Raw genomic sequence first — 13,693 nt, 5'->3', positions numbered from 1 at the left:
TCGGCCGGTCACTCCTCGGTCACTTCGTCGTCGGTCGGATAGCGGGTTTTCGCCAGGCTTTCCTTGATCTTGCGCAGATGCGGCTGGAAGTCCACGCCGCGGCGCAGGGTCACGCCGGCGGCCAGCACGTCGAGCACAGTGAGCTGGATGATCCGCGAGGACATCGGCATGTAGATGTCGGTGTTCTCCTGCAGCGGAATGTCCAGGCTGTGGGTGCAGGCCCTGGCCAGCGGCGAGCCGGCAGCAGTCAGACCGAGCACCGAGGCGCCGTTGCTGCGGGCGATGTGCACCACCTCGACCAGTTCGCGGGTGCGGCCGGTGTAAGAGATGATCACGAACAGTTCGCCGGTGTGCGCCACCGAGGCGAGCATGCGCTGCATCAGCACGTCGCTCTGCGCCGATACGGCGAGGTTGAAGCGGAAGAACTTGTACTGCGCATCCAGGGCCACCGAGGCGGAGGCGCCGAGCCCGAAGAAGTGGATCTGCCGGGCCTGGATCAGCAGGTCGACGGCCCGGTCGACGCTCTGCGGGTCGAGCCCCTGGCAGGTGCTGTCGAGGGCGGCCATGGTGCTGCCGAAGATCTTGCGCATATAGGCGGCGGGGCCGTCGTCCGCCGCCACCGCCTGGCTGACGTAGGCGGCGCCGCTGGCCAGGCTCTGGGCCAGCTGGATCTTCAGGGCCGGATAACCACTGGCCTCGAGGGAGCGGCAGAAGCGGTTGACGGTCGGTTCGCTGACACCGGCCGCCTGGGCCAGGGCGGCGATGCTCAGGCTCATGACCTGTTGCGGATCCTGCAGAATGACCTCGGCGACCTTGCGTTCGGCCTTGTTCAGTTCATCGAGGCGCCCCTGGATCTGTTCGAGGAAATTTCTCATGCCGTTTCCTTGTCCTTGCTTGAGGGCTTTTCTGCGTTTTTACAAGACTCCGTAGTTTTATTACAACACGGCTCGGGAAATTCCTTGGAGAAAACAGGGCGTTCTTTTCTAAACTGGTAAAAAATACATTCAATACACTGAGCGTTACCGAGAAGACCGAAACAGGAACTTGCTATGTCTATCCATACAATTGAATTGCCTCCGGGTGTAGCCACCCATGAATTGGCCAATGCTGAAGAGCTTGCTGCAGCCATGGCGCAGGAGGTGGCAGAGGCCTTGCGGGCGGCCATCGGAACTCGGGGTCGGGCGAGCCTGGTGGTATCCGGCGGACGCAGCCCAGTCGCCTTCTTCGAGCAGTTGGCGGAGCAGGCGCTGGACTGGGAGCAGGTGACGATCAGCCTGGCCGACGAGCGCTGGGTGCCGATCGGCCATTCCGACAGCAATGCCGGCCTGGTGCAGCGCCATCTGCTGCGCGGCCGGGCGGCGCAGGCGCACTTTGTCGGGCTCTACCAGCCGACCGAGTCCCTGGAGGCTGCGGCGCAGCTGGCCGACGCAGCGCTGGCCGGGCTACCCCTGCCAATCGACGTGCTGGTGCTGGGGATGGGCGAGGACGGCCATACCGCCTCGCTATTCCCCGGTAGCCCGAACCTGGCCGCGGCGCTCGATCCCGAATGCCCGCGCCGCTGCCTGCCGATGCTGGCGCCAAGCGTGCCCCACCAGCGCCTGACGCTGACCCTGCCACTGCTGGCCTCGGCGCATCGGACGCTGCTGCAGATCCAGGGCGAGGCCAAGCTGGCCACCCTGCGCGCCGCGCTGGCCGACGAGGATGCCCGGCAGATGCCGATCCGTGCCTTTCTGCATGCCTCTCTCGAGATCTACTGGTGCCCCTGAGGGCCGAGGAGCGTCGCATGCCCATCCCCATCGCCGAGAGGGTCGCCCGCATCGACAGCCTCTGCGGCCAGGCGCGGTACTGACGGTGATCACCGTGCGCCAGGCGGCGCACACCCTGCCGCTGGCCGATGCCCTGGCTGCCGGCGGCCTGCGTACCCTGGAGATCACCCTGCGCTCGGAGCACGGGCTGGCCGCTATCCGCACCCTGCGCCGGGAGCGGCCGCATCTGTGCATCGGCGTTGGCACGGTGCTCGTCCGGCAGGTGCTGGCCGAGGCCGAAGCCGCCGGGGCGCAGTTCGCGGTCACCCCGGCTGCACCGTGGAGATCCTCCAGGCCGCCCCCGCCGGGCTCCAGGGCAGTCGCATGAACAACTTTCTCCCCTCTCCCGTTCATGGGAGAGGCCCCGGGCAAGAACGGCAGCGGGCTTTCCAGCCCGGATGCGCCCCACCGGCGATGCGCGTATGATGCGCGCCCCATTCAAGCGGAACTGACACACCGGGAGGTGCCCAGATGAGCGAACGTAAAGAGAATTCCCTACCTGCCGTCCAGAGCGAGAAGCTGCAGAAGGTGCTGGCGCGCATGGGCCTCGGCTCCCGGCGCGACGTCGAGGCGCGAATCGCAGAGGGGCGGGTGATAGTCAACGGGGTGGTCGCCACGCTCGGCCTGCGCGTCGGCCGCAACGACGCCATCGCCCTCGACGGGCGCCTGCTCAAGCGCGAGGAGGCTGCCGAAGCGGTGCGCCGCGTGCTGATCTACAACAAGCCCGAGGGCGAGATCTGCACCCGCAGCGACCCGGAAGGCCGGCCCACCGTGTTCGACCGCCTGCCGCGCCTGAAGGAAGGCCGCTGGATCAACATCGGGCGGCTCGACATCAATACCACCGGCCTGCTGCTGTTCACCACCGACGGCGAGCTGGCCAACCGGCTGATGCATCCCTCCTATGAAATGGACCGCGAGTACGCGGTGCGCGTGCGCGGCGAGGTCAGTGAGGAGATGCTCGAGAACCTCAAGCGCGGGGTGATGCTGGAAGATGGCCCGGCACGCTTCACCGACATCAAGGAGGCTCCCGGCGGCGAGGGCCTCAACCGCTGGTTCCACTGCGTGGTGATGGAGGGCCGCAACCGCGAGGTGCGCCGCCTGTGGGAGTCCCAGGGCGTGGTAGTGAGCCGGCTGAAGCGGGTGCGTTTCGGCCCGGTGTTCATGACCGCTGACCTGTCCATGGGCCGCTGGCGGGAGATGACCCAGGCGGAGGTGGACGTCCTCGGCCGCGAAGTGGGCCTGGAGCCTGTGGCGCTGCCGGAAGTGAAGCCGAAGTTCCGCGAGAAGATCGAGCGCCTGCAGCGCAAGTCGGCCAAGCCGGCCGGCCACAGCGGATCGCGCGAGCGGGTGCTGCGCCCGGCCCATGAGGGGAGAGTGGCGGAGGAGCGCCGCGCACCGCGCAAGCCGAAGGAGGAGCGCGCTCCGCGCGGCCGCGGCACGCCGGTCGCCGAGCGTCCCACCGAGTCCGCTCACAAGCGCCCAGGCAAGCCGGCGGGGGAGCGTCCGCCCGTCGAGCTGGCCGAGCGGCCGGCCCGCAAGCCCAGGCCGGCACCGGCCAAGCGCCGCAACCCTCCGGCCGCCGAGGGCCAGCGTCCGGGGTTCGGCCGCAAGCGTCCCTGACAGGGCGCCTTCGGCCGTCCATTCCCGGAAGGGTCAGGGCATGTTCGACGCCTACTGGGCGTCGAACGCCTGGCCATTGACGCCCTTGCTGTCCGGGCCCATCAGGTACAGGTAGACCGGCATGATCTCTTCCGGTCCCGGCCGGCTCAGCGGGTTCTCCCCGGGGTAGGCCTGGGCGCGCATGTCGGTGCGCGTGCCGCCGGGGTTGACGCTGTTGGCGCGTACCGCGCAGGTGCCTTCGACCTCATCGGCGAGCACCTGCATCAGGCCCTCGGTGGCGAACTTCGACACCGCATAGGCGCCCCAGTAGGCGCGGCCCTTGCGGCCGACGCTGCTCGAGGTGAACACCACCGAGGCGTCCTCGGAGAGCTTGAGCAGCGGCAGCAGGGTGCTGGTGAGCATGAACATGGCGTTCACGTTGACCTGCATGACGCGCATGAAGTGGTCGCCGGAGAGCTGTTCCAGCGGCGTGCGCGGGCCGAGGATGGAGGCGTTGTGGAGCAGACCGTCAAGGCGGCCGAATTCGCTCTCGATGGTCGCCGCCAACTCGTCGTACTGGTGCGGCAGGGCGGTTTCCAGGTTGAGGGGAATCACCACCGGTTGCGGATGGCCGGCGGCCTCGATCTCGTCATAGACCCGGTTGAGGTGCTCTTCGGTCCTGCCCAGCAGCAGCACGGTGGCGCCGTGAGCGGCAAAGGTCTTGGCGGCGACTGCGCCGATGCCGCGTCCAGCGCCGGTGACCAGGATGATGCGATCCTTCAGCAGGTCTGGACGGGCAGTGTATTGGAACATGGAAATCTCCTATGGAGAGCTGCACGCTTCGTAGGGGGGGCTGGCAGAGCGCAACCCGCCAGACGACCCTTCGCGGTGCCGCCGGCGGATTATCTCGTTGTGCGGCCAGTGCAGTCTGCGAACTGGCGGTTCAGCACGAGCAGAGCGCGCGATCGAGGACCGTGCGCAAGTCAAACGGATGGTCGACCACCACGTCGGCGCCCCAATGGCTGGGGTTGTCGTCCGGATGGATGTAACCGTAGCGCACCGCGGCGGTGCGGGTGCCGGCGGCGCGGCCCGACTCGATGTCGCGCAGGTCGTCGCCGACGAACAGGACGCTGGCCGGCTCCAGGCCGAGCCGGCTGCAGGCGAGGATCATGGGCTCGGGGTCGGGCTTGCTGTTCGTCACGTGGTCCGGGCAGATCAGGATGGCCGAGCGTTCGGCCAGCCCCAGGCGCTGCATGATCGGCTCGGCGAAGCGCAGCGGCTTGTTGGTCACCACGCCCCACAGCAGCCGGGCCCGCTCGATGTCGGCCAGCAGCTCCTCCATGCCCGCGTAGGGGCGGGTGAACACCGCACAGTGCTCCTGGTAGCGCTCGAGGAACTCCAGGCGCAGGGGCTCGAATTCGGCGGCGGACGGCTCCAGGGCGAAGGCGGTCATGACCATCGCCCGGGCGCCACCGGAGACGACGTGGCGGATGGTGCGCTCGTCGGCCGGCGGCAGGCAGCGATCGGCACGCATGGCCTGGATAATGGCGATGAAGTCCGGCGCCGTGTCGAGCAAGGTGCCGTCCATGTCGAAGAGGACCGCTCGTAGAGTCATTAAGGATTCATTCCTCGCGCAGGGTCTGGATCATGTAGTTGACGTCGACGTCCGTGCCCAGCTTGTAATGGCGGGTCAGCGGGTTGTAGGTCAGGCCGACGATGTCCCCGATCGCCAGGCCGCTGGCGCGGCACCAGGCGCCCAGTTCGGAGGGGCGGATGAATTTCCTGAAGTCGTGGGTGCCGCGCGGCAGCAGCTTGAGCAGGTACTCGGCGCCGATGATCGCCAGCAGATAGGCCTTGGGGTTGCGGTTGATGGTGGAGAAGAACACCTGGCCGCCGGGCTTGACCAGGGTATGGCAGGCATGGATCACCGAGGCCGGGTCGGGCACGTGCTCGAGCATCTCCAGGCAGGTGACCACGTCGAACTGGCCGGGCATCTCCGCCGCCAGCGCCTCGACGGTGCTCTGCCGGTAGTCCACCTCGGCGCCGGACTCCAGTTGGTGCAGGCGGGCCACGGCGAGCGGCGCCTCGCCCATGTCGATGGCGGTCACGCTCGCCCCGCGCAGGGCCATGGCCTCGCTGAGGATGCCGCCGCCGCAGCCGACGTCGAGCACCTTCCTGTCGGCCAGCCGGACATGCTCCTCGATCCAGTTGACTCGCAGCGGGTTGATCTCGTGCAGCGGCTTGAACTCGCTTTCGCGATCCCACCAGCGGTGAGCGAGAGCTTCGAATTTGGCGATTTCGGCGGGGTCGACGTTGCTCATCAGTTGTTCCGTGGTTGTCGGGCGGTAACACTGCACGGTCCATGTTGCCAGCTTTGCCGGGTGCATGGGTGCGTGCCCTGTGTCGGTTTGTTGCGGGCGTGGTCAGTGGGCGTTGTCCGCGGCGCCGATGCGCTGGCCCCATTCTCGAGCCTTGTCCTTCAATCGCTCCTCGTCCAGGCGGGTCAGGCGACCATTGTCGAGCAACTGCCGGCCACCGATCCAGAGGTGCCGTACACAATCCCGGCTGCTGGCGTAGATTAGCTGCGAGACCGGATCGTAGATCGGCTGCTGGGCCAGTCCAGAGAGGTCGAAGGCGACCAGGTCGGCGGCCTTGCCAGGCTCCAGGGAGCCGGTTTCGGCCTCCAGGCCGAGAGCACGGGCGCCGTTCAGAGTGGCCATGCGCAGCGCGCGGTGGGCATCCAGGGCGGTGGCCGAGCCGGCGACCGCCTTGGCCAGCAGGGCGGCGGTGCGGGTCTCGCCGAGCAGGTCGAGATCGTTGTTGCTCGCCGCGCCGTCGGTGCCGATGGCCACGTTCACCCCAGCCTGCCAGAGGCGCTCCACCGGGCAGAAGCCACTGGCCAGCTTGAGGTTGGACTCCGGGCAGTGGATCACGCTGCTGTTGCTCTCCACCAGCAGGGCCAGGTCGTCGTCGTCGAGCTGGGTCACATGCACCGCCTGGAAGCGCGGGCCGAGCAGGCCGCGGCGGGCCAGGCGGGCCAGCGGCCGCACGCCGTCGCGCTCGAGGGCCCGGGCGATCTCGTGGGAGGTCTCGTGCACGTGCATCTGGATCGGCGCGTCCAGCTCCTCGGCGAGCACGCGGACGCTCTCCAGTGTCTCGTCGCCCACCGAGTAGGGGGCATGAGGGCCGAAGGCGATGCGGATTCGCGGGTGATGGCGGAGGTCGTCGAACAGCCCGATCCCTTTGCGCAGCGCCTCGCCGGCGTCGCGGGCGCCAGGGGTGGGGAAGTCCAGCACCGGGATGCACAGCTGGGCGCGGATGCCGCTCTGATGGATGGGGTCGCTGGCGATTTCCGGGTGAAAGTACATGTCGGAGAAGCAGCCGATGCCGCCCTTGATCTGTTCGGCGATAGCCAGTTCGGTGCCGTCGCGAACGAAATCCTCGTTCACCCAGCGGGCCTCGGCCGGCCAAATGTGTTTTTCCAGCCAGGTCATCAGCGGCAGGTCGTCGGCCAGGCCGCGGAACAGGGTCATCGCCGCGTGACCGTGGGCGTTCACCAGACTGGGGGCGAGCAGCATGCCGGGCAGTTCGCGGATTTCCTGGGCGGCGTGGCGCAGCGCGGCGTCGCGGGGGGCGAGCAGGGCGATGCACCCATCGCGGATGCCCAGTGCGTGAGCGTGCAACACGACACCGGCGGGCTCGACCGGCACCAGCCAGGTCGGCAGGAGCAGGAGATCGAGCGGAGCGGTGGCGTCAGGCATGGCAGGGTCCTTGTCAGTTGCTACAAAAAAGGCGCAATAGTATAGCCGAGCACAGTTTTTGCCTGCTCGCTATAATCCGCGCCTTTTTCGTTTTCTGGACTGCGAGGTGTCCCATGCGCGAGCGACTGTTGGCTGCGGAGAAAATCAAGGCCATCGAATGGCGGGATGGCACTTTGCATCTGCTCGATCAACGCCTGCTGCCGCTGGAGGAGCGCTGGCGCGCCTACGATTGCGCGGCGGGGGTGGCCGAGGCGATCCGTGACATGGTGGTGCGCGGTGCCCCGGCGATCGGCATCAGCGCTGCCTATGGCGTGGTACTGGGGGCCCGCCAGCGGCTGGCGGCTGGTGGCGACTGGCGCGCGGCATTGGAGGAGGATTTCCGGGCGCTGGCCGAGTCGCGACCCACTGCGGTCAACCTGTTCTGGGCGCTGGATCGCATGCGCGAGCGCCTGGCGCGCCTGAAGGAGGGCGAAGACGCGCTGGCGGCGCTGGAGGCCGAGGCCGTGGGTATCCACGAAAGCGATCGCGAGGCCAACCTGACCATGGCCCAGCTCGGCGTCGAGCTGATTCGCAGGCACAGCGGCAACGCCCAAGCGCTGCTGACCCACTGCAACACCGGCGCGCTGGCCACCGGCGGCTTCGGCACCGCCCTGGGGGTGATCCGCGGCGCCTGCCTCGAGGGGCTGGTCGAGCGGGTCTACGCCGATGAAACCCGTCCCTGGCTGCAGGGCGCACGCCTGACCGCCTGGGAGCTGGCGGCGGAGGGCGTGCCGGTGAGCCTGAACGTGGACGGCGCGGCGGCCCACCTGATGAAGACCCGGGGCATCACCTGGGTGATCGTCGGCGCCGACCGGATCACCGCCGATGGCGATGTGGCCAACAAGATCGGCACCTACCAGTTGGCGGTGGTGGCCATGCACCACGGCGTGCGCTTCATGGTGGTAGCGCCCAGCTCGACCATCGACATGTCGTTGCAGAGCGGCGAGGAAATTCCCATCGAGGAGCGCGACGGGCGCGAGCTGCTGGAGGTCGGCGGCAAGCGTGTGGCGGCCTTGGTGGAGGCAGTCAACCCGGTATTCGACGTCACCCCGGCCGATCTGATCGACGCTATCGTCACCGAGCGGGGCGTGGTCGAGCGGCCGAACGCGGCCAAGATGGCCGAGCTCATGAGTCGCAAGCGCTTGCACTGAGTGCCAGCGGCAAGCGGCAGGCCAGTGTGCTGTCCCTGCTTCCGCTTGCCGCGCATGGCGTGCAGCTTGCAGGGGTTCCCCTGTGTTACCATTCCGCGCTTAAACGCAGGACATTGCTGACGTAAAAGGAACCCGGCTTCCATGGGCGAACTGGCCAAAGAAATCCTCCCGGTCAATATCGAAGACGAGTTGAAGCAGTCGTATCTCGACTACGCGATGAGCGTGATCGTCGGGCGGGCGCTGCCGGATGCGCGCGACGGCCTCAAGCCGGTGCACCGGCGCGTGCTGTTCGCCATGAGCGAGCTGGGCAACGACTGGAACAAGCCATACAAGAAATCCGCTCGCGTGGTCGGTGACGTCATCGGTAAATACCACCCGCACGGCGACACCGCGGTGTACGACACCATCGTGCGCATGGCCCAGCCATTCTCCTTGCGCTACATGCTGGTGGACGGCCAAGGCAACTTCGGTTCGGTGGACGGCGACAACGCCGCGGCCATGCGTTACACCGAAGTGCGCATGGCCAAGCTGGCCCACGAGATCTTGGCCGACCTGGACAAGGAAACCGTCGACTGGGTGCCCAACTACGACGGCACCGAGCAAATCCCGGCGGTCATGCCGACCAAGATTCCCAATCTGCTGGTCAACGGCTCCAGCGGCATCGCCGTGGGCATGGCCACCAACATCCCGCCGCACAACCTCTCCGAGGTGATCGACGGCTGCCTGGCATTGATCGACAATCCGGAGCTAACCGTCGATGAACTGATGCAGTACATCCCGGGTCCGGACTTTCCTACCGCAGGCATCATCAATGGTCGCGCCGGCATCATCGAGGCCTACCGCACCGGTCGTGGCCGCATCTACATGCGCGCCCGCGCCGAGGTCGAGGACATCGACAAGGTCGGCGGCCGCCAGCAGATCGTCATCACCGAACTGCCCTACCAGTTGAACAAGGCACGGCTGATCGAGAGGATCGCCGAGCTGGTCAAGGATAAGAAACTCGAAGGCATCAGCGAACTGCGCGACGAGTCGGACAAGGACGGCATGCGCGTGGTCATTGAGCTGCGCCGCGGCGAGGTACCGGAGGTGATCCTCAATAACCTCTACGCCCAGACCCAGCTGCAGAGTGTGTTTGGCATCAACGTAGTGGCCCTGGTCGACGGTCAGCCGCGCACGATGAGCCTCAAGGACATGCTCGAGGTGTTCGTCCGCCACCGTCGCGAGGTGGTCACCCGGCGGACCGTCTACGAGTTGCGCAAGGCCCGCGAGCGCGGCCACATCCTTGAGGGCCAGGCGGTCGCCCTGTCCAACATCGACCCGGTGATCGAGCTGATCAAGCGCTCGCCGACCCCGGCCGAGGCCAGGGAGCGCCTGGTCGCCACCGCCTGGGAGTCCAGTGCGGTGGAGGCGATGGTCGAGCGCTCCGGCGCCGACGCCTGCCGGCCGGAGGACCTCGATCCGCAGTACGGCCTGCGCGGTGGCAAGTATTACCTGTCGCCGGAGCAGGCCCAGGCGATCCTCGACCTGCGCCTGCATCGTCTGACCGGCCTGGAGCACGAGAAGCTGCTGGCCGAGTACCAGGAGATCCTCACCCAGATCGGCGAACTGATCCGAATTCTGACCAACCCGCAGCGGCTGATGGAGGTCATCCGCGAAGAGTTGGAGAAAGTCAGGACCGAATTCGGCGATGCGCGGCGCACCGAGATCGTCGCCTCCCAGGTCGACCTGACCATCGCCGACCTGATCACCGAGGAAGACCGCGTGGTAACCATCTCCCACGGCGGCTACGCGAAGAGCCAGCCGCTGGCAGCCTACCAGGCGCAGCGCCGCGGTGGTCGGGGCAAGGCGGCCACCGGGGTGAAGGAGGAGGACTACGTCGAACACCTGCTGGTAGCCAACAGCCATACCACCCTGCTGCTGTTCTCCAGCAAGGGCAAGGTCTACTGGCTGAAAACCTACGAGATTCCCGAGGCGTCGCGCACCTCCCGTGGCCGTCCGCTGATCAACCTGCTGCCGCTGGATGAGGGCGAGCGCATCACCGCGATGCTGCCGGTGGATATCGCGGCCTTGATCAGGCAGGCGGAAGAAGAATCCGATGCTGTGGATGAGGCCGATAATGCGCTAGCCGAAGAGTCGGCCGACCTGGAGTCGTCGGAGAATGCCGAGTTGGCAGCCCTGGAGGTCGACAAGACCCGCGGACCGTTCGTGTTCATGGTTACCGCCAAGGGTACGGTCAAGAAAACGCCGCTCAAGGAATTCGCCTTCCAGCTGCAAAAGGGGAAGATCGCCATCCGGCTCGAGGAGGGCGATGAACTGGTCAAGGTCGCGCTGACAGATGGAAGCAGCGACGTGCTGTTGTTCGCCTCCAACGGCAAGGCGGCTCGCTTCGACGAAAACGCGGTGCGCTCGATGGGGCGTAACGCTGCTGGTGTGCGTGGCATCCGCCTGGCGGACGATGCCGAGGTGGTCTCGCTGATCGTCGCCGCGGAAGGCGAGATCCTGCTCGCCACCGAGCGGGGCTACGGCAAGCGCACGGCGCTGGAGGAGTTCACCAAGAAAGGGCGTGCGATTCAGGGCATCATCGCCATCGTGACCAACGAGCGTAACGGCAAGCTCGTGGGTGCCGTGCAGGTACGGGACAACGAGGAAATCATGCTGATCTCCGACCAGGGCACGCTGGTTCGGACACGCGTTTCCGAGGTGGCCTCGCAGGGCCGCAACACCCAGGGCGTCACCCTGATCAAGCTGGCCAAGGACGAGAAACTCGTCGGCCTCGAGCGGGTCCAGGAGCCTTCGGTCGAAGAGGATGCCGAGGCGGTCGGAGAGAGCTTGAGCGAGGAAACCCTCGAGAAGGAGTTACCGGTCATCAGTACCGAACCTGACGAGGATGAGCTGCTCGGCGGCATCGGTGACGTGTCGCCGGACGTGGTGCCTACCGATGACGAGGATTGATCCGGTCTGCCGACTGTCGACGACGGCAGGCCTTGGTGGGAGCGGGCCGGCAAGGGCATTGCGGCCGGCGCCTCCCGCGGGCGTCAAGGCTGCGTTTCCGTGCCGAGCACGGGAATGATCGAAGAACAGAGTGAGAGAAACGACGTGAGCAAACGCGCTTATAACTTCTGCGCCGGCCCGGCCGCGCTTCCCGAAGCTGTCCTGCTCCGCGCCCAGGCGGAATTCCTCGACTGGCACGGCAGGGGCCTGTCGGTGATGGAGATGAGCCATCGCAGCAACGAGTACGTGGCCATCGCCGAGAAGGCCGAGCAGGACCTGCGCGATCTGCTGGCGATTCCCTCGAACTACAAGGTGCTCTTCCTGCAGGGCGGGGCCAGCCAGCAGTTCGCCGAGATTCCGCTGAACCTGCTACCCGAGGGCGGCGTCGCCGACTATGTCGACACCGGCATCTGGTCGCGCAAGGCCATTGAGGAAGCGCGCCGTTTCGGCACCATCAACGTCGCCGCCAGCGCCGAGGCCTACGACTACTTCGCCATCCCCGGGCAGAATGAGTGGCGGTTGTCGAGGAACGCCGCCTACCTGCACTACGCCAACAACGAGACCATCGGCGGTCTGCAGTTCGACTGGGTGCCGGAGCTTGGCGAGGTGCCGCTGGTGGTGGACATGTCCTCGGACCTCCTCTCTCGCCCGATCGACGTGTCGCAGTTCGGCCTGATCTACGCCGGCGCGCAGAAGAACATTGGTCCCAGCGGCCTGGTGGTGGTGATCGTCCGCGAAGACCTGCTCGGTCGCGCCCGCAGCGCCTGCCCGACCATGCTCGACTACAAGGTCGCCGCTGACAACGGCTCCATGTACAACACCCCGGCGACCTTTTCCTGGTACCTGTCCGGCCTGGTCTTCGAGTGGCTGAAGGAGCAGGGCGGCGTCGAGGCCATGGCGCAGCGCAACCGCGCCAAGAAGGATCTGCTCTACGGCTTCATCGACGGCAGCGCGTTCTACTCCAACCCGATCTCCACCAACGCCCGCTCCTGGATGAACGTGCCGTTCCGCCTGGCCGACGAGAAGCTGGACAAGGCTTTTCTCGCCGGCGCCGAGGCGCGCGGCCTGCTCAATCTCAAGGGGCACCGCTCTGTCGGTGGCATGCGCGCCTCGATCTACAACGCGGTTGGCCTGGACGCGGTCGAGGTCCTGGTCGCCTACATGGCCGAATTCGAGAAGGAGCACGGCTGATGAGCGACCAGGATCAGCTCAAGGCCCTGCGCATGCGCATCGACAACCTCGACGAGAAGATCCTCGAGCTGATCAACGAGCGTGCGCGCTGCGCCGAAGATGTGGCGCGGGTGAAGATGGCGGCGCTCGAGCCCGGCGAGACGCCGGTGTTCTACCGGCCCGAGCGCGAGGCTTGGGTGCTCAAGCACATCATGGAGATCAACAAGGGGCCGCTGGGCAACGAGGAAGTCGCCCGGCTGTTCCGCGAGATCATGTCGGCTTGCCTGGCCCTGGAGCATCCGCTCAAGGTTGCCTACCTCGGTCCGGAAGGCACCTTCACCCAGGCCGCCGCGCTCAAGCATTTTGGCCACGCGGTGATCAGCACGCCAATGGCGGCGATCGACGAGATATTCCGCGAAGTAGTCGCCGGGGCGGTCAACTTCGGCGTGGTGCCGGTGGAGAACTCCACCGAGGGTGCGGTCAACCACACCCTGGACAGCTTCCTCGAGCACGACCTGGTGATCTGCGGCGAGGTGGAGCTGCGCATCCACCATCACCTGCTGATCGGCGAGAACACCCGGACCGACGGCATCACCCGCATCTACTCCCACGCCCAGTCCCTGGCCCAGTGCCGCAAGTGGCTGGATGCGCATTACCCGAGTGTCGAGCGCGTGGCGGTCGCCAGCAACGCCGATGCCGCCCGGCGGGTGAAGGGCGAGTGGAACAGCGCGGCCATCGCCGGCGATATGGCGGCCCAGCTGTACGGACTGACCCGGCTCGCCGAGAAGATCGAGGACCGTCCGGACAACTCCACGCGCTTCCTGATCATCGGCAACCAGGAAGTGCCGCCGACCGGCGACGACAAGACCTCGATCATTGTGTCGATGAGCAACAGGCCCGGTGCCCTGCACGAACTCCTGGTGCCTTTCCACGAGAGCGGCATCGACCTGACCCGCATCGAGACCCGTCCGTCGCGCAGCGGCAAGTGGACCTACGTGTTCTTCATCGACTTCATGGGCCACCGCCACGACCCGCTGGTCAAGAGCGTGCTGGAGCGGCTCAGCCAGGAAGCCGTGGCGCTCAAGGTGCTCGGCTCCTATCCCAAGGCAGTACTGTGACTGCTGCAGTTGCAAGCGATCAGTCGCAAGCCGCCAGCGCACCGCTGCCCGGCTTGCCT

The 13,693-nt window shown here is 66.7% G+C and carries 12 protein-coding genes; 7 read left to right on the top strand and 5 right to left on the bottom strand.

Features of this window, described 5'->3' with window-relative positions; genetic code table 11:
• Positions 1-8: 8 nt before the first annotated feature.
• Positions 9-875 (bottom strand): MurR/RpiR family transcriptional regulator, encoded by an 867-nt coding sequence (locus tag ACYVD0_RS21270; protein WP_460428650.1) that lies wholly within the window; start codon positions 873-875, stop codon positions 9-11.
• 174 nt (positions 876-1,049) lie between these two features.
• Here ACYVD0_RS21270 and pgl point away from each other — a divergent pair, with 174 nt between their 5' ends.
• From pgl to rluB, 3 genes are all read left to right on the top strand, one after another.
• Entirely contained in the window at positions 1,050-1,766 is a 717-nt protein-coding gene (gene pgl, locus ACYVD0_RS21265; RefSeq protein WP_460428649.1) for a 6-phosphogluconolactonase, read from the top strand.
• 85 nt (positions 1,767-1,851) lie between these two features.
• Positions 1,852-2,133: a hypothetical protein gene (locus tag ACYVD0_RS21260; RefSeq protein ID WP_460428648.1), complete on the top strand. Its 282-nt coding sequence runs from the start codon at positions 1,852-1,854 to the stop codon at positions 2,131-2,133.
• A 143-nt stretch (positions 2,134-2,276) separates the two neighbouring features.
• Positions 2,277-3,425: a pseudouridine synthase gene (rluB, locus tag ACYVD0_RS21255; protein WP_460428647.1), complete on the top strand. Its 1,149-nt coding sequence runs from the start codon at positions 2,277-2,279 to the stop codon at positions 3,423-3,425.
• 51 nt (positions 3,426-3,476) lie between these two features.
• Here rluB and ACYVD0_RS21250 read toward each other — a convergent pair whose 3' ends face one another.
• From ACYVD0_RS21250 to ACYVD0_RS21235, 4 genes are all read right to left on the bottom strand, one after another.
• The gene (locus ACYVD0_RS21250) at positions 3,477-4,217 is read right to left on the bottom strand and encodes an NAD(P)-dependent oxidoreductase (protein ID WP_460428646.1); all 741 of its coding nucleotides are present in this window, start codon (positions 4,215-4,217) and stop codon (positions 3,477-3,479) included.
• 130 nt (positions 4,218-4,347) lie between these two features.
• Positions 4,348-5,019 carry an HAD family hydrolase gene (mupP, locus tag ACYVD0_RS21245; RefSeq protein ID WP_460428645.1) on the bottom strand — a complete coding sequence of 224 codons (672 nt, stop codon included), beginning with the start codon at positions 5,017-5,019 and terminating at the stop codon, positions 4,348-4,350.
• Positions 5,020-5,026: 7 nt separating this feature from the next.
• On the bottom strand, positions 5,027-5,725 hold the full coding sequence (ubiG, locus tag ACYVD0_RS21240; protein ID WP_460428644.1) for a bifunctional 2-polyprenyl-6-hydroxyphenol methylase/3-demethylubiquinol 3-O-methyltransferase UbiG: 699 nt from the start codon (positions 5,723-5,725) through the stop codon (positions 5,027-5,029).
• Between the two features lie 102 nt (positions 5,726-5,827).
• Complete coding sequence (locus tag ACYVD0_RS21235) at positions 5,828-7,165, bottom strand: TRZ/ATZ family hydrolase (protein WP_460428643.1); 1,338 nt, start codon at positions 7,163-7,165, stop codon at positions 5,828-5,830.
• A gap of 113 nt (positions 7,166-7,278) precedes the next feature.
• Between ACYVD0_RS21235 and mtnA the strand changes: the two genes are divergently transcribed.
• From mtnA to pheA, 4 genes are all read left to right on the top strand, one after another.
• Positions 7,279-8,355 carry an S-methyl-5-thioribose-1-phosphate isomerase gene (gene mtnA / locus ACYVD0_RS21230; protein WP_460428642.1) on the top strand — a complete coding sequence of 359 codons (1,077 nt, stop codon included), beginning with the start codon at positions 7,279-7,281 and terminating at the stop codon, positions 8,353-8,355.
• Between the two features lie 141 nt (positions 8,356-8,496).
• Positions 8,497-11,307 carry a DNA gyrase subunit A gene (gene gyrA, locus ACYVD0_RS21225; protein WP_460428641.1) on the top strand — a complete coding sequence of 937 codons (2,811 nt, stop codon included), beginning with the start codon at positions 8,497-8,499 and terminating at the stop codon, positions 11,305-11,307.
• Between the two features lie 144 nt (positions 11,308-11,451).
• Complete coding sequence (gene serC / locus ACYVD0_RS21220; protein ID WP_460428640.1) at positions 11,452-12,537, top strand: 3-phosphoserine/phosphohydroxythreonine transaminase; 1,086 nt, start codon at positions 11,452-11,454, stop codon at positions 12,535-12,537.
• A complete protein-coding gene (gene pheA, locus ACYVD0_RS21215; RefSeq protein ID WP_460428639.1) occupies positions 12,537-13,634 on the top strand; it encodes a bifunctional chorismate mutase/prephenate dehydratase in 1,098 nt (365 codons plus the stop codon). The genes serC and pheA overlap by 1 nt, the downstream gene beginning before the upstream one ends.
• Positions 13,635-13,693 lie beyond the last annotated feature (59 nt).

The sequence above is a fragment of the Azotobacter armeniacus genome, from assembly GCF_054779355.1.
This window is presented reverse-complemented; position numbering and strand designations above follow the sequence as displayed.